The organism is Carnobacterium gallinarum DSM 4847, from assembly GCF_000744375.1.
Classification (GTDB): Bacteria; Bacillota; Bacilli; order Lactobacillales; family Carnobacteriaceae; genus Carnobacterium; species Carnobacterium gallinarum.
In genome coordinates, this window is record NZ_JQLU01000004.1 from 227,344 (window position 1) to 243,407 (window position 16,064).

The 16,064-nt window shown below is 34.9% G+C and carries 14 protein-coding genes; 12 read left to right on the forward strand and 2 right to left on the reverse strand.

The features are described 5' to 3' along the window. Positions 1-8 precede the first annotated feature (8 nt). The 11 genes from argB to BR43_RS03870 all read left to right on the forward strand — a co-directional run bounded on the left by argB (position 9) and on the right by BR43_RS03870 (position 12,013). Positions 9-758: an acetylglutamate kinase gene (argB, locus tag BR43_RS03820; RefSeq protein WP_245617816.1), complete on the forward strand. Its 750-nt coding sequence runs from the start codon at positions 9-11 to the stop codon at positions 756-758. Then, positions 755-1,888, forward strand: a complete 1,134-nt coding sequence (locus BR43_RS03825; protein WP_034559659.1) for an acetylornithine transaminase — start codon at positions 755-757, stop codon at positions 1,886-1,888. The genes argB and BR43_RS03825 overlap by 4 nt, the downstream gene beginning before the upstream one ends. A 21-nt stretch (positions 1,889-1,909) precedes the next feature. After that, positions 1,910-2,836: an ornithine carbamoyltransferase gene (gene argF / locus BR43_RS03830; protein ID WP_034559660.1), complete on the forward strand. Its 927-nt coding sequence runs from the start codon at positions 1,910-1,912 to the stop codon at positions 2,834-2,836. Positions 2,837-3,043: 207 nt separating this feature from the next. Then, complete coding sequence (locus tag BR43_RS03835) at positions 3,044-3,517, forward strand: hypothetical protein (RefSeq protein WP_034559662.1); 474 nt, start codon at positions 3,044-3,046, stop codon at positions 3,515-3,517. Positions 3,518-3,640: 123 nt separating this feature from the next. Beyond that, a complete protein-coding gene (gene dinG / locus BR43_RS03840) occupies positions 3,641-6,451 on the forward strand; it encodes an ATP-dependent DNA helicase DinG (protein WP_034559664.1) in 2,811 nt (936 codons plus the stop codon). A gap of 120 nt (positions 6,452-6,571) precedes the next feature. Continuing rightward, positions 6,572-7,048: a cell wall elongation regulator TseB-like domain-containing protein gene (locus BR43_RS03845; protein WP_034559666.1), complete on the forward strand. Its 477-nt coding sequence runs from the start codon at positions 6,572-6,574 to the stop codon at positions 7,046-7,048. Between the two features lie 29 nt (positions 7,049-7,077). Next, entirely contained in the window at positions 7,078-8,271 is a 1,194-nt protein-coding gene (locus BR43_RS03850) for a pyridoxal phosphate-dependent aminotransferase (RefSeq protein ID WP_034559668.1), read from the forward strand. 29 nt (positions 8,272-8,300) lie between these two features. Continuing rightward, positions 8,301-9,599: an asparagine--tRNA ligase gene (asnS, locus tag BR43_RS03855; protein WP_034559670.1), complete on the forward strand. Its 1,299-nt coding sequence runs from the start codon at positions 8,301-8,303 to the stop codon at positions 9,597-9,599. Between the two features lie 133 nt (positions 9,600-9,732). Next, on the forward strand, positions 9,733-10,446 hold the full coding sequence (locus BR43_RS03860; protein WP_034559671.1) for a DnaD domain protein: 714 nt from the start codon (positions 9,733-9,735) through the stop codon (positions 10,444-10,446). A gap of 19 nt (positions 10,447-10,465) precedes the next feature. Further along, the gene (nth, locus tag BR43_RS03865; protein ID WP_034559673.1) at positions 10,466-11,113 is read left to right on the forward strand and encodes an endonuclease III; all 648 of its coding nucleotides are present in this window, start codon (positions 10,466-10,468) and stop codon (positions 11,111-11,113) included. A gap of 147 nt (positions 11,114-11,260) precedes the next feature. Then, complete coding sequence (locus tag BR43_RS03870) at positions 11,261-12,013, forward strand: lipoprotein (protein ID WP_034559675.1); 753 nt, start codon at positions 11,261-11,263, stop codon at positions 12,011-12,013. A 69-nt stretch (positions 12,014-12,082) separates the two neighbouring features. Here BR43_RS03870 and BR43_RS03875 read toward each other — a convergent pair whose 3' ends face one another. Together BR43_RS03875 and recU are read right to left on the reverse strand one after the other, a co-directional pair. After that, entirely contained in the window at positions 12,083-14,713 is a 2,631-nt protein-coding gene (locus tag BR43_RS03875; RefSeq protein ID WP_034559676.1) for a PBP1A family penicillin-binding protein, read from the reverse strand. Between the two features lie 39 nt (positions 14,714-14,752). Next, a complete protein-coding gene (gene recU / locus BR43_RS03880; protein ID WP_034559678.1) occupies positions 14,753-15,382 on the reverse strand; it encodes a Holliday junction resolvase RecU in 630 nt (209 codons plus the stop codon). A gap of 70 nt (positions 15,383-15,452) precedes the next feature. Here recU and BR43_RS03885 point away from each other — a divergent pair, with 70 nt between their 5' ends. Then, positions 15,453-15,989, forward strand: coding sequence for an SLOG family protein (locus tag BR43_RS03885; protein ID WP_034559679.1), 537 nt, complete (start codon positions 15,453-15,455; stop codon positions 15,987-15,989). The last annotated feature ends 75 nt before the right edge of the window (positions 15,990-16,064 follow it).

Sequence of the window (16,064 nt, forward strand, 5' to 3'; positions counted from 1 at the left end):
GGATTTTAGTGGGAAATGTTATTGTAATTAAGCTTGGGGGAACATCCTGTGAAGCGTTGGAACCACATTTTTTTAACGAAATTAATAAACTGCAAAAGGCTGGTAAAAAAATTATCATTGTCCATGGTGGCGGTCAATCTATCACAAAATGGATGGAAAAATTAGAGATTCAAGTAGAGATTGAAAATGGTCTACGAATGACGAATGAAGCTGCTCTAGCTATTACGAAAATGGTTTTAATTGGTGAAGTTCAGCCACATTTGTTGCAGCAATTTGCAGAGCATCAGGTTAAAGCAATAGGGTTGAATGCAGCAATGAATCATCTTTTGGTTGCAAGGCAGATTCAAGAAGGAAAACTGGGTTTTGTTGGAGAGATTCAAAAGGTGAATACAGAGATATTGGTGGATAGTTTACAGCAAGGGTATCTTCCAATTGTTGCTCCACTTGGTTTGGATGAAGCTGGACAGTGGCTTAATATTAATGCGGATGAAACAGCGAGCAAAATTGCCGAAGCGATGGAAGCAGAAGAGTTAATTTTAATGACTGAAGTTCTTGGGGTTAAAGAAGAAGGAAATGTTTTAAAGAGTTTAAATGCGACTGAACTTGTTGCATTTATTGAGAGTGGTGTTGTTTCAGGGGGAATGATTCCTAAGTTGAAATGTGCACAATATGCCTTGAAAAAAGGCGTTAAGCAAGTTCGGGTTACGTTAAGATTAGACTATTTAGGAACAAAGATGGTTCAGGAGGGAAGCTTATGAGTTCAGCACTTTTTCCAACATATGCCAGAAATTCACTTGAATTAGTTCGTGGTTCTGGTTCAATCGTTGTTGATGCCCAAGGTAAACAGTATTTGGACTATACTGCAGGAATTGCTGTTTGTAATTTAGGTCATAGTCATCCTAGATTAAATGCGATTTTACAGCAGCAATCTGAAGCAATCTGGCATACGTCTAATTTATATGAAAATTCTTTACAAGAAAAAGTTGCAAAACAATTGGGTGGGAGCGACTATCTAGCTTTTTTTGCAAATAGTGGAGCTGAAGCCAATGAAGCAGCGATTAAATTAGCCAGAAAACACACTGGTAAAGACAAAATTATTACGTGTTTAGCCTCGTTTCATGGTCGTACTTTTGCTACAATGAGCGCTACTGGCCAACGTAAAATTCATGATGGATTTGGCTCATTATTGCCAACTTTTGACTATGTTCCTTTTAATGATTTTGAGGCATTAGTTGCGGTAGCAGACAATCAAACAGCAGCGATTATGTTGGAATTGGTTCAAGGAGAAGGTGGCGTTATTCCAGCCAATCAAGATTATATCGCTAAAGTAGCAGATTTTTGTAATGAACACCAAATTTTATTGATAGTTGATGAAGTCCAAACGGGAATTGGACGAACAGGTAGTTTATTTTGTGGAGAAATTTACGGCATTCAACCAGATATTATTACAGTAGCTAAAGGATTAGGAAATGGATTTCCAGTGGGGGCGATGTTAGGTAAGAAAAAATTTGCGAGTAGTTTTGGAGCTGGATCCCATGGCTCAACTTTTGGTGGCAATAAGTTAGCGATGTCAGTAGCCAATGAAACACTGAAAATTATTCAAGAACCCAATTTTTTAAATGAAGTGAAAGAAAAAGCAACGTATCTTCAACAACTATTAAAAGTAGAACTAAAGCAAAAACAACAAGTTGTAGCGATTCGTGGACTAGGATTTTTATTAGGAATTGAGTTGATTGACCCCGTTGCACCACTCATTGTGAAACTACAAGAAAAAGGCGTACTGATTCTTTCTGCGGGACCAAATGTAATGCGTATTTTGCCACCATTAACAACAACTAAAGAAGAAATTCAACTGGCCGTAAAATTAATTTCAGAAGAAATCAACTGAACAATTAAGGGGGAGTTTAAAATGAAACAGATAAAAATAGATACGTTAACTTTATTAGAATGGAGTTCAATAGATTTAGAGGAAATGATTCAGCTTGCGATTAAAATCAAAGATAATCCTAAAGATTACCGTTATGCTTTAGATGGAAAAATATTAGGCATGATTTTTGATAAAGCTTCAACTAGAACAAGAGTATCTTTTGAGGCTGGTATGTTGCAGCTAGGAGGCTCAGCGATTGTGCTTTTTTCCAAAGATTTGCAAATTGGGCGAGGAGAACCTATTAAAGATACTGCGCATGTCTTATCTGAATATTTAGATGGATTGATGATTCGGACATTTGCCCATGAGACAGTGGAACAATTTGCTGAATATGCCTCAATTCCGATTATTAATGGGTTGACAGATCTTCATCATCCGTGCCAAGCTCTTGCTGATTTATTGACAATTTATGAAGTGAAAGGAACCTTTAAACAAGTTCAATTGACGTATTTAGGAGATGGTAATAATGTCTGTCATTCATTGTTATTAGCAAGTGCTTTAGTTGGTTTAACCATTCATTGTGCCACTCCAATTGGCTATCAGGTGGATCCAGTTATTTTGGCAAAAGCTCAAGAGATAGCAAAAATAACTGGCGCTACTATTACGATTTATCAAGATCCAATAGAAGCTGTAAAAAATGCTGATTTTATTTATACAGATGTTTGGACAAGTATGGGACAGGAAACTGAAAATGCGTTGCGTTTGAAAGCCTTTGAAGGAGCCTATCAGGTGAATGCTAAATTAGTTGCCTATGCGAAATCAGATTATCATTTTTTACATTGTTTGCCTGCACATCGGGAGGAAGAAGTCACAAGTGAGATTATTGATGGTCCTCATTCATTAGTTTATCAACAAGCTGGAAATCGACTTCATGCTCAAAAAGCATTACTATTAATGAGTTTGTTTTAGAGGAAAATACAAGTGTGGTTTCACAAACTTTGCGAATTAAATATATGAATCGTTATTTATCAAGGGCTTCAGTAGAAAAGGCGACTATTTTTGGCTAAATTCAAGTTTTTTTCTTTAGAGTATGTTAGAATATAGAAGTGGGTTAGGCTAAAACGATAGCGCTAACACCAAATTCTAAAGATTATATTTGTGAAGGAGAGCATAGACATGAAAAGAGAAGTAGTTGGCTTAAAATTCTTTTTCCGTAATGGTGAAACTTGGACTATTGGAAAAGAGCATATTGGCGATTTATGGATTAAACAAATTACAAAAAGTTTTGGCCGTATTGGAGGAAGTGATTTCCAAGAAATCCATCCTTGTGAATCTTTAAGAATTGAAATTGCTCAAGAAGCAGACCATGTTCATACAGATGATATTAATTTAGGTGGTTTAGAGTTAGGGATGTTTGAACGTGCAACTCAATATCCAGATATCGAAATGATGGATATTTTATACAAAGATGCAACGCATCCAAAATCAGATGTAGTTGTAGACACAGACCGTGTTTATTTCCCATACAAAGCAAAAGATGTTGATGGAAATGATAATGAACACCAAAGTTCACATATCAAAGACGGTTTCTTATATATTGTTATCGATCCAGAAAAAACAGTTAAAGACATTTACGCTGATAAATTTTAATCGTTTAAACCTTGCAAAATTTCATTTAGTTGAAAATTTTGTAAGGTTTTTTTGTTTTTTTTTGTGCTTCATAGTATGATAGTTAATGATGGAAAAAGACGAATTAAGAATTAGGTGACAATTGTGGAAAAAGTAAAAACATACGCCGTTGTTGATATTGAAACGACGGGTGGAAATGTTGAAAATGGCGATAAAATTATTCAATTTGGCTGTGTGTTACTTGAAGATGGAAAAATTGTACAACAATTTGCTACGGATATCAATCCTGGTGTTCGGATACCAAAGCAAATTGAATATTTGACTGGAATTAGCACAAAGCAAGTAGCAAATGCACCATACTTTGAAGATGTAGCAACGACGATTTACAATCTTTTAGCAGACTGTGTTTTTATTGCACATAATATTCAGTTTGATTATCAATTTTTAGATGGAGAATTGCAAAATTGTGGGTTGCCCCCTTTGAAGCTTAAAGGGATGGATACGGTAGAATTAGCTCAGATATTAGTGCCGACAGCTGCAAGTTTTCGTTTGACTGATTTAGCTACTCAATTTGAGTTTAAGCACGAAAATCCTCATCAAGCTGATAGTGATGCATATGTTACTGCACAATTGTTTCTTTTATTAAATGAAAAAGCTAAAAAATTACCCTTAGTAACTTTGGAGAAGATTTTAGAGTTGGCACAACATTGCTCAATGGATACCGTTGATTTTTTTGTGGATTGTTTAGCTGAATTACGTTTAGATTTACCAAAATTATCAGAATCAATTATGATAAAAAATGGGTTAGCCATTCAACAGAAAGCTGTTGAAATAGAAAGCCGCAATCATCGAGAAGTTCATAAATATCCAGTTAGTCAGGAAGCAAAGGCTAATTTGTTTAAAAATAAGCTGAAATTAAGAACTGCTCAGATTGATATGATGGATGCGTTACATGCTTATTTGAGTCAAGCTGAAGAGAGAGAACTGAATCAGCATATGGCCATCGAGGCGGCAACGGGTGTCGGGAAAACATTGGGGTATTTGATTCCTTTAGCGTATCATGGGACTCCTGAAAAACCCATTATGGTAAGCACCTATACAACTTTATTGCAAAAGCAATTATTAGAAAAAGATATCGCACAATTAAGTCAGATATTACCTTTTCAATTATCAGCGACGATTATAAAAAGTAAAAGTCACTATCTTCATTTAGCAAAATATGAGGCAGAATTAAAAAAAGAAACGGTTCATAAAAATGATGCTCTTGTTAAAATGCGTTTATTAGTCTGGCTGACAATGACGAAAACGGGAGATTTAGATGAGTTAAACTTATCTAATTACAATCAACCCATCTGGCAAAGAATCCGTCATCGTGGGTGGTTGGCAAGTTCGATAGATGATCCTTGGCTAGCAGAAGATTTTTATTTATTTGCTAAAAAACAAGCACAACATGCTAGTATTATTATTACCAACCATGCTTTTTTATGTCATGATTTACAACGTGAGTTACCTGAATTGCCTCTAACTGATACTTTAATTATTGACGAGGCCCATCATTTAGCAGATGTTGCGACAAGTTCTTCTAGTGAAGTTTTTAATTACTATGGTCTTTTACAGGCCTTCCGAACATTAGGGAAATTAGATATAGAAAACTCTTATTTACAACGCTTGGATCAATTACAAGATCAACTAAAGATTGGCAGAAAGTATCAATTGGCAAGTTTGGAAATGAGTGTTTGGTCTCTTGAAGAGCAGCTATCTGATTTTATTGAAAGTTTACTCGCTTATTGTGGGCAACAATTAGCCGGAGAGCAAATACCGCAAGAGCAGGTTGAGTTACTAGTGAATCATGAAATCGTTTGGCCGTTGGAAGTAAAAAAAGCAATTAAACAAATCGGTGCTTTATTTACTGAAATTATTTTTATTAGTGAGGAATTACTGGCTAGTTGTTTAAAAGCGAAAGAACAATTAATCTTTGATGAGCTTTATTTTTTAGATAGCTATAACCAATTGTTAACGACTTTAAAGAAGAATTATCTTGTTTTTCAAACCGTCTTTCAAGAAAATAATGAGAATAGTGTAAATTGGTTTGCGTATAATCAAAAAAGTGCCAAAAATAGTTTTAAAATTAGACGTTCTCGTTTAGATAGTGGAGAATTTCTGCGGGAGCATCTTGTTAAAAAAGTCGGCAAAATTATTTATACTGGAGCCACTTTAGAGATCAAGCAAAGCTTTGATTATTTTGCTAATCAAATCGGAGAGAGTCAGCTGGAAACGATGATTTTACCATCACCTTATGATTATGGTAAACAGGCACGTTTGTATTTGCCAAAAGAGATGAAGCCAATTAAAAGCTTATCTAAAAAACAATATATTCAGGCGATTGTTGATAATTTTGCTGCATTAGCTACAGATAATAATGAGAATATGTTGGTTTTATTTAATTCATTAGAAACATTAAAGGAAGTTTACTATTATTTGCAAAAGCAAGCTTTATTTAGTGAACGGGAAATTCTTGCACAGGGGATTTCAGGAAGTCGAGAAAGAATTTTAAAACGTTTCTTTCATGCTACAGGTGGAATTTTACTAGGGGCTGATAGTTTCTGGGAAGGGGTCGATTTGCCAGGGAAAGCGTTGCGGATGATAGTTATTACGCGTCTGCCATTTGATTCTCCAGAGCAGCCATATACAAAAGCGAATTATCAGCAAATTGCTGAAAAAGGTCAAAATCCATTTACTGTGGCAACCTTGCCTAAAGCAACTTTACGATTACGTCAAGGTTTAGGTCGATTGATTCGATCTGAAGAAGATAAAGGCGTGATGTTAATTCTAGATGATCGTTTATTCAAAACGAACTACGGATTACAGATGTTAAAAGCCTTGCCAGAAAATCTACCAAAAGAAGAATTGCCGTTAGCTGAAATTGTTGAAAAAGCTAAGGAGTTCTTACGCTAAATTAAAGAAATTTTATGATTTCAAACGGCATTTCTAAAGAAAGTTTGGTATAATAGGAAAAGTAAGTCAATTGTAGAGAACAAATGACATTTGGTGTATTTTGTAAAGTGGGTGAAAGAGATGAAAAAGGGCATTGTTCTAACCTTAACAATCGTCATGGCCTTTATTGTTGTAGGTTCTTGGTACGTTTATTATGTTGGTCATCAACCGATGGCAAAAGCTGAAAAAGAAGCCACTGAAATTGCAAAACAAGAGGCAGATTTAAAGGAAGTAGATCAGTTTTATTGGTATAATGGTGTGGAAACATATTTTACTATAACCGGAACCAATCAAAAGGATGAGAAAATCATTGTTATTATTGCTAAAAAAGGTGGTAAAACACAAGTGATTAAGCAAAGTGACACGATTTCAGAAAGCGATGCACGCAAACTAACACGTGAAGCTAAAAATCCAAAACGAATTTTAGAAACACGAATTGGACTTGAAAAAGATATTCCAATTTGGGAAGTGGTTTATAAAGAAGAGAATGGTCGTCTGGGGTATCACATTTTGAAACTAAAAGATGGAGAGTATATTCGTGATATTAGTAATATTTAAATAGATGGTAAATATAGGGGGCTTGGACTATGGGGTTAATTTCAGATAGAATGAAAACGATTGGACCATCAGTGACGTTGGCGACTAGCGCAAAGGCTAAACAGCTAAAAGCGGCAGGTATTGATGTGATTAGTTTAGCTGTTGGGGAACCGGATTTTCAAACCGCTGATTCAATTAAACAAGCAGCGATTCAGGCAATTGAAAATGGAAATGCTAGTTATTACACACCGACTCCAGGAGTACCAGCATTACGTCAAGCAGTTTTAAAACGTACAGCTGAAGATTTAAACTTAGATTACGAAGATAATCAAGTTATCGTAGCAGATGGTGCTAAGAATGTGTTATATAATTTGTTCCAAGCAATTTTAAATGAAAAAGATGAAGTCTTAATTTTTGCTCCGTATTGGGTAAGTTATACGGAACAAGTTAAGTTAGCGTCAGGTACACCAGTTACCATCTCAACAGAAGCTAAAAATGATTATAAAGTTACTGTGGCGGAGCTTGATGCAGCGATTACTTCTAAAACAAAAGCTTTAATTTTAAACTCACCATCCAATCCAACTGGAATGATTTATTCAAAAGAAGAGTTACTTGCAATTGGAAATTGGGCAGTTAAACATAACATTTTAATTGTTTCTGATGAAATTTATGGCAAACTCATTTATAATGGACATGAGTTCATTTCGATTGCAACGTTATCTGATGAAATTAAAGCTCAAACCATCTTAGTAAATGGTGTTTCAAAATCTTATGCCATGACAGGTTGGCGAATTGGCTATGCTCTAGGCAATCCTGAGATTATTAAAGCAATGATTGATGTTGCCAGCCATTCAACAAGTAATCCGACTGCGGTTAGTCAATATGCTGCAATTGAAGCCTTAACTGGTAGCCAAGAAATCGTTGAAAAGATGCGTCTAGCTTTTGAGGAGCGCTTAAATACAGCATATCCTTTACTAGCAGCGATACCTGGTTTTGAAGTCATAAAACCACATGGTGCCTTTTATTTATTTCCAAATGTACGACAAGCAGCATTAGCTTGCGGTTTCACCACAGTTGATGAATTTGTTGATGGCATTTTAATGGAGGCTCATGTCGCAGTTGTTCAAGGTTCTGGTTTTGGTTCCAAAGATAATCTGCGAATTAGCTATGCAACTGATTTAGAAACCTTAACTAAAGGAATTGAGCGGATTCATCAATATGTATTAAGCAAAATGAATGACTAAAAATAGTTGTACTAAAGGAGTAAACAAACGTGAAAAGAATTACGATTAATGAATCAAAAGATTATGTAGGTCAAGAAGTTGAGATTGGAGCTTGGGTTGCCAATAAACGTTCAAGTGGAAAGATAGCCTTTTTACAATTACGTGATGGTACTGCATTTTTCCAAGGAATTGTGGTTAAAAGTGAAGTTGGAGAAGAGATTTTCCAATTAGCAAAAGGATTGCATCAAGAAACATCTATTTTTGTAACGGGTACAATTCAAGAAGATAGTCGTTCAAAATTTGGTTATGAGATTGTGGTTAGTGGTGTAACGGTTGTTGGCGAGAGTCAAGATTATCCAATTACACCAAAAGAACATGGAACTGAGTTTTTAATGGATCATCGTCATTTATGGTTACGTTCATCAAAACAACATGCGATTATGCAAATCCGTAATGAATTAATTCGTGGAACGTATGAATTTTTCAATAAAGAAGGTTTTATAAAAATCGATCCACCGATTTTAACGGCAAATGCTGCTGAAGATACAACGGAACTTTTTCATACAGAATACTTTGATGAAGAAGCTTTCTTATCTCAAAGTGGTCAATTATACATGGAAGCTGCAGCAATGGCTTTTGGGAAAGTATTTTCATTTGGTCCAACTTTTAGAGCGGAAAAATCTAAAACTCGTCGTCATTTGATTGAATTTTGGATGATTGAACCAGAAATGGCTTTTATGGATCAAGACCAAAGTTTAGAAGTACAAGAACAATATGTTGCTTATTTAGTTCAAAGTGTCTTAGATAATTGTGATCAAGCGTTGACTACTTTAGAGCGTGATAAAGAATTATTAAAAAAATATACAGAGCTACCTTATCCTAGAATTTCTTATGATGACGCTGTTAAGTTATTAAATGAAAATGGTTTTGAGGATGTTAAATGGGGCGATGATTTTGGTTCACCACATGAAACGTTTATTGCAAGTTCATTTGATAAGCCTGTCTTTATCTTAAACTATCCTAAAGCAATTAAACCTTTCTATATGAAACCACATCCAGATCGTGATGATGTTGTTTTATGTGCAGATATGATTGCTCCTGAAGGGTATGGCGAAATTATTGGTGGTAGTGAGCGTGAAGTTGATTTTGATAACTTATCTGCTGCAATCAAGAAATTTGGCTTAACTGAGGAAGATTATGCTTGGTATTTGGATTTACGTAAATATGGTACAGTTCCTCATTCTGGTTTTGGTTTGGGATTAGAAAGAGCTGTAACTTGGATTTCTGGTACAGAACATATTCGTGAGTCTATTCCATTCCCACGTTTGTTAAATCGTATTTATCCTTAAGCAGTTTAATCTGAAAAGATGTTGGTTCTTTCTAAGAATCAGCATCTTTTTTATGGCGCTGAAATTTGACTGAATCAGTTGTTTTGTCAGTAAAAATAGCGTAAGATAATGGAGAGTAAGGAGTTTGATGAAAATGAATAATCAGTTATTACAAAAATGGTTAAGAGCAGGAAACGTGTCAATTTCGACTATTCTATTAACCTACTATCGTCAAATCGGATTAAGTAACGAAGAATTAATTTTAATTATTCAATTAAAATCATTAATGGATCAAGGCAATCTATTTCCAGATACAGCAGAAATTGCACAGCGAATGGGAAATACTACAGATTCAATTTTTCAAGGAATCCATGAATTAATTCAAAAAAAAGTCTTAACGATTGAAACGGAAACAAGTTTTGATGGAAAAAGTCAAGATTTTTATAATTTGGCATTACTTTGGGATAAATTAGCTTTATGCATTCAGCAAGTGGAACAACAACAAACAAAGGCTGAATTAGCAACTGTTGAAAAAGATTTGTATCAACAATTTGAAGCAGAATTTGCTCGCCCGTTGTCACCAATTGAAATCGAAACGATTGGCATGTGGTTAGATGAAGACCATTATTCAGTGGAATTAATTGAATTAGCGCTAAGAGAAGCTGTTTTAAGTCAAGTGTACAGTTTAAAATATGTGGATCGGATTTTATTAAGTTGGGAACGCAAAAACATTAAAACTAAAGAGCAGGTTTTGAAAGAATCAGAAAAATTTCGTCAAAATTCGATGCCAGCAAAATCTGAACCAAAACAACAAAATAATGAGTCTACGACACAAGTACCATTGCATAACTGGTTAAATAACGAATAAGAAAAGAGGGAAAGCAAACTTGTTTTCAAAAGCTAAAACAATTCATGCAATTGAAGTAATGGGCGAAATGTTTCCCAATGCGACATGCGAATTAACACATAAAAATTCCTTTGAATTACTAATTGCAGTTATGCTAAGTGCGCAGGCAACCGATATTTCAGTAAATAAAGTAACTCCTGGATTATTTGAAAAATATCCAACACCTGAAGCTTTTTTAACAGTTCCGGTTGAAGAAATTATGGATGCGATTAAAACGATTGGATTATTTCGTAATAAAGCCAAACACATTCAAGGATGTTGTCGCAAATTGATAGAAGAGTTTAATGGTGAAGTGCCACAAACTCGAAAAGAGTTGGTTTCCTTGCCTGGAGTTGGGATCAAAACAGCTAATGTGGTTTTAGGAGATGCTTTTGGTATTCCGGCAATTGCGGTAGATACCCATGTTGAGCGAGTAACAAAGCGTCTGGGGATTTGTCGAATTAAAGATAACGTAGGTGAAGTTGAAGCGACACTGATGAAGAAATTACCTGAATCTATGTGGGTAGATGCGCACCATCGTTTAATCTTTTTTGGACGTTATCATTGTACTGCACGAAGTCCTAAATGCGCGATCTGTCCTTTATTAGATGAATGTCGTGAAGGAAAACAAAAAATGGGGCTATCTTAAACTAAATTAAGCAGTTAAGGTCAAAAGAAGTGAAAAGACTTTTTTTGATCTTATTTTATTTAAATAAAATATCTCTTGTATTTTAATTTGTTTTTTAGTAACATGTATTATATAAAAAATAAAGATTAGTATAGGAGAATAGAATTAATGTTGAAAAAAATCGTATTAACAGCAGGCCTCTTGTTTTTATTAGCAGGCTGTCAACAAACAAATGAAAAAACTGAGTCTGTTGCATCCAAAACGGAAGAGAAAAGTAAAAAAATGGCGACGAATAAAATGAACGAAACGGGTTATCAGTTAGCTTTGGAAGACGCAAAAAATGTAGGATTAAACGAAAATATGGATGATATGGAAGTAACACAAATTGAAAAAATACAGTCATTTGATACAGTAAAGTCAATTAAAGATTTAGAATCTAAGACAGAAGTAGGCATTCAAGGGTTGATTGTTGCTAGTGACCCCTCTATTGATATTGATGAAAATTTAATAGCATCAACGGGAAGAACTAGATTAACTATTTTAGTAAACCAAGTTTTTTATGGCGATCAGTCTTTAGTTGGGCAGACGATGATAGTTGACCAACCAACGGGTTTTGTGAAGAAAAGCCAATTTAAATCTGAAAAAGAAACATCAAGTATGAGTGAAGCAGAATTAAATGAAAAAGAACTGATTGGATTGAATGGTATTGGTCCAGCTACGACCGGCACGGAATTAATTGCATATTTGAGTCCCAATGATCAAGTTAAAGCTGGGGAATTACCAAATTACGTTTTTTATGGAGTCAGCTTGTCTAGATTTGATAAGGATGAAAAAACTGGGAAATACCAACAAGTGGTAGCACCAAACTCAGAACAAAAAGCAACAAAATTAAACAAAGAGATTAATGCACTTGTAAAATAATAAATATAAACAAACCGGCATCAATTAGAGAAAGTTTCTAATTGATGCCGGTTTTATTTTATTTATTAATTAAATCAAATTTTTAGTAATAGCTGAGAATCCGAATAGTGATAGGGTGTTTCTAGCCAGTATGGAAGAACTCTCAGCTGATGCAGAGCCACCTATAACCGTTGAATCACTTGAACTAGATGAAGATTCTGAACTACTACTTTCTGAGCTAGAAGCAGGCGGTTCAGTGCTGCTAGATTCAGGTGGAGCCACACTGCTAGAAGAAGAGGATGAAGCAGGTTCTTCTTTAGAAGAATCGACACTTGAACTATCTATCGCTTTTACGGGAACTTCCACAGAAGTTGAAACAGAGGGACTAGTTTGTCCGCCAACAGTTGCAGTTAAAGTAATTGTGACTGTACCTTCTGATGGATTTAAGACTGTATACTTTTTATCGGCTGTTGTATAGGATTGTCCACCAACAGTTAACGTATAATTAGCATTCTTAAATTGATAGTCATTCCAAGAGATTGCAATACTATTTTTTGTTGCATCGTAGCTAGCACTCAATCCAGTTGGCTGTGGCAATTCATCACTAGAGGAAGCACCGCCGCCACCACTAGAAACTTCTGTTGGAGCAAATCCCTTAACAAATAATTCTTGAAGAATATTACTGCTAGGCGTATAAGCACTAGGTTTCTTAGCAGGATCAGATCCTTTTAAAACTGGTGAAGAAACAACACTATTAGGTTTCTTCCAATCTTTTGTTTCAATATTAGCAGAAACATAAGACATTAATTCCTTATAAATCAATCCAGGTAATTTTTGTGATCGTGGATTTAAATCATGATTATCTGCATTAGGATCGTCATAACCAACCCAAACCGATATTGAATAGTTCGTTGTATAACCACTGAACCACGCATCTGGTGAAGAGCTAGCTGGAAACTTAGCTGCAATAGTATCATCATAATTTGTTGTTCCTGTTTTACCAGCTTGTGGTAAATTAGGAATTTGAGCATTTGTACCAGTCCCATTTTTAATTACATCTTTCAACATATCTGTCATCATGTAAGCTGTTGAATCTTTCATTGCTTGCGTTCCTTTAGTAGATAGGTCAATCTCTTTATCGTTTTGTAAGACAACTTTACTAACAGCATAGGGCTCATAATACGTACCGCCATTAGCAAATGCAGCATAAGCAGCTGAAAGATTTAATGGTGTTACGTCACCCCCAATTGCATTGGATTCGACTAACCCTTTAGTAACTCCATCGGATTGTTCAATATTAATACCTAGTCCTTGTAAGAATTGATTAGATTTATCTAAACCAACAGCTTGTAAGGTTTTTAAAGCAGGAATATTTCGCGAATCCTCTATTGCTTCACGAATCGACATTTGCCCTTTATAAGCACGATCGTAATTATAAAGTGGAATTCCGTTGGAATACGTGTAAGGAGCATCTGTTACTTGTTGATAGGTTGAGTAATTTAAAAACTCAATCGCAGGAGCGTAATCGGCTAATGGTTTCATGGTTGAACCAATACTACGTTTTAAACTTGTTGCACGATTTAAGCCACGTTGAGCAGTTTGTTTACGATTGCCACCTAAAGCTCTAATTTGCCCAGTGTTAACATCTACCATCGATACACCAGCTTGAAGTTGGTCATCAGGATAGGCAACATACTGATCGGTATTTAAAGTATCATATAGATGTTTTTGGGCATCCATATCTAAATTAGTATGAATGGTTAATCCGTCTGTAAAGATATTTAATTTTGTTTTCTTTTCAACTTCAGCAATAACTTGTTCCAAATAAGCATCAATGACTAGATCAGATGAATTATCAGTGGAATGATCTACCAATGCTACTTTAACATCTTCAGCTTTAGCCGTATCTCGTTCACTAGCAGATATTTTTTTGTTTTCATACATCGCATCTAGAACTAAATTTCGACGTTTTGTCGCATCTTCCGGATTGACATAGGGATCATAATCAGCTGGAGCTTGTGGCATTCCAGCTAATAAAGCCAGTTGAGCCAAGCTTAACTCTTTTAATGTTTTTCCATAGTAATACTTACTTGCTTTTGCCATGCCATAATTGTTATTGGCTAGATAAACTTTATTTAAATAAAATTCAAGAATTTGTTCTTTTGAATATTCACGTTCTAATTTTATGGATAACCAAGCTTCTTGAGCTTTTCTTTTAATCGTTTGATCAGAGGCCTTTGTTGAAAAGACTGAAAGTTTGACTAATTGTTGGGTTAATGTACTTCCACCTTCAGAAGCGAACCCTCTGGTTAAGTTAGCAACAACAGCGCCACCAATTCTAATTGGATCAATCCCAAAATGTTTATAGAACCGTCGATCTTCAATTGAAGTAATCGCATCTTTTAATTGTTGAGGGATTTCATCACCTTCTGCAACCTCACGATTTTCGCTACCAATTTCTTTAATAACATTTCCTTTGATATCAAGGATTTTAGAAGAAACAACACCTCTTAAATCTTTTTCAGTCAGGGCTGGAGCAGAAGATGCATAGTAAGCAAACAAACCAGCTCCACTAATTAGACCAACCAAGCCAATACCGATTAGCGATAGTAAGATTTTTTTCCAAAGCTTCATTTTGGGTTTGCCGTTATTTTTTAAGGTTGTTTTTTCTTTTTTCTGTTTTTGAGCAACACGTGACATTTTGTCATTGTTATCAGTCATAATTTATCTACTCCTTTAAACTAAACCATTTTACTAGAATTAACCAAGCTCTTGATTAGAGCGTTGAATGAGTATATCCACTACATCTAGGTAGGGAATACGTGGGGCTAAACTATAATACAATTCATGTCCACATTTTTCAAGGCTTTCTAATGAAATTGATTTTCGTCCTTCATGATCTTTTAATTCCCAAAATTGAATAAGTTCTTTGGCTTCCAGTAAAAATATGCGATTAGATAATGAAAAACGCAGCAAAACAAAACAAATTGCTTGTTGCTTTAAGCATTGTTGCATATGAGTAATCTGGTGCTGATGGAAATTTTTAAGTGGGAAAGATTGCTTGTTTTTTGTTTCTTTTGCTTCAAAGTCTAAATAGTAACCACGATAAACACCATTATAATCAGTTGTTGAGGCTTGTCTAAAATAGGCTTCTTTAATAACGGCAGCACTACGCTTTGGATAATCCACTTGTACAATTTGAACAGGTGTAGGTTTTTTGTGAATAACGGCTTTTCCGAAAGCTAGATAAGTTTCATTACTGGCATTGATATCATCTTCTAAGGTCATTCCTCTTTTAGCATAGGAAGGATCTTTCTTTGGGGCTTGCTTTTTTTTGCTAGATTCGGCACTATTAACATAGCTCTTACCGTTTGGATAATTAATAGCCACAAATAATCACACTCCTTTTACTATTATAACAAATAGTTAGCGGTAAAGAAAAGAAGAAGGATGGTAGCTTATGTCAAATTTAATAATCAGTGGGTATCGTTCTTTTGAGTTAGGTGTATTTAAAGAAGATGATCCTAAAATTGCTGTAATAAAAAAATGCCTAAAAGATAATTTAACCAATTTAATTGAAACGGGAGTTGAATGGATTTTAATTGGCGGACAATCAGGTGTGGAGCAATGGGGTGCTGAGGTAGTTAATGAACTGAAAGAAGACTATCCTGAAATTAAATTAGGTGTTATTTTTCCTTTCTATGAATTTGGCGGGAATTGGAATGAAATCAACCGCATGAAATTAGAAAAAATTAAATCTTCAGCAGATTTTACAGATAGCACATCTCATAAACCCTATGAAAATCCAAATCAATTAAGAGCTCATCAACAGTTTTTATTAGATCATAGCGATGCAGCATTGTTAGTTTATGATCCTGAATTTGAAGGGAAAACTAAGTATTTACACGAAGCAATTCAACGACAAGCTACTGTGAAAGAGTATCCTTGTTATCTAATTGATTTTGATCAACTACAAAATAGTGTGATTGAGGAATGAAATTAGTTTTTTTTTGATAGAATTTTTGATACAATGAGATAAATCAATAAAATTGTGTTATAATGAAAAATGAGA

What these genes read in the sequence shown, in the direction of transcription:
- BR43_RS03825 (WP_034559659.1), top strand. Translation starts at nt 755, where the DNA reads ATGAGTTCAGCACTTTTTCCAACATATGCCAGAAATTCACTTGAATTA.
- argF (WP_034559660.1), top strand. Translation starts at nt 1,910, where the DNA reads ATGAAACAGATAAAAATAGATACGTTAACTTTATTAGAATGGAGTTCA.
- BR43_RS03835 (WP_034559662.1), top strand. Translation starts at nt 3,044, where the DNA reads ATGAAAAGAGAAGTAGTTGGCTTAAAATTCTTTTTCCGTAATGGTGAA.
- BR43_RS03845 (WP_034559666.1), top strand. Translation starts at nt 6,572, where the DNA reads ATGAAAAAGGGCATTGTTCTAACCTTAACAATCGTCATGGCCTTTATT.
- BR43_RS03850 (WP_034559668.1), top strand. Translation starts at nt 7,078, where the DNA reads ATGGGGTTAATTTCAGATAGAATGAAAACGATTGGACCATCAGTGACG.
- BR43_RS03860 (WP_034559671.1), top strand. Translation starts at nt 9,733, where the DNA reads ATGAATAATCAGTTATTACAAAAATGGTTAAGAGCAGGAAACGTGTCA.
- BR43_RS03870 (WP_034559675.1), top strand. Translation starts at nt 11,261, where the DNA reads ATGTTGAAAAAAATCGTATTAACAGCAGGCCTCTTGTTTTTATTAGCA.
- BR43_RS03875 (WP_034559676.1), bottom strand. Translation starts at nt 14,713, where the DNA reads ATGACTGATAACAATGACAAAATGTCACGTGTTGCTCAAAAACAGAAA.
- BR43_RS03885 (WP_034559679.1), top strand. Translation starts at nt 15,453, where the DNA reads ATGTCAAATTTAATAATCAGTGGGTATCGTTCTTTTGAGTTAGGTGTA.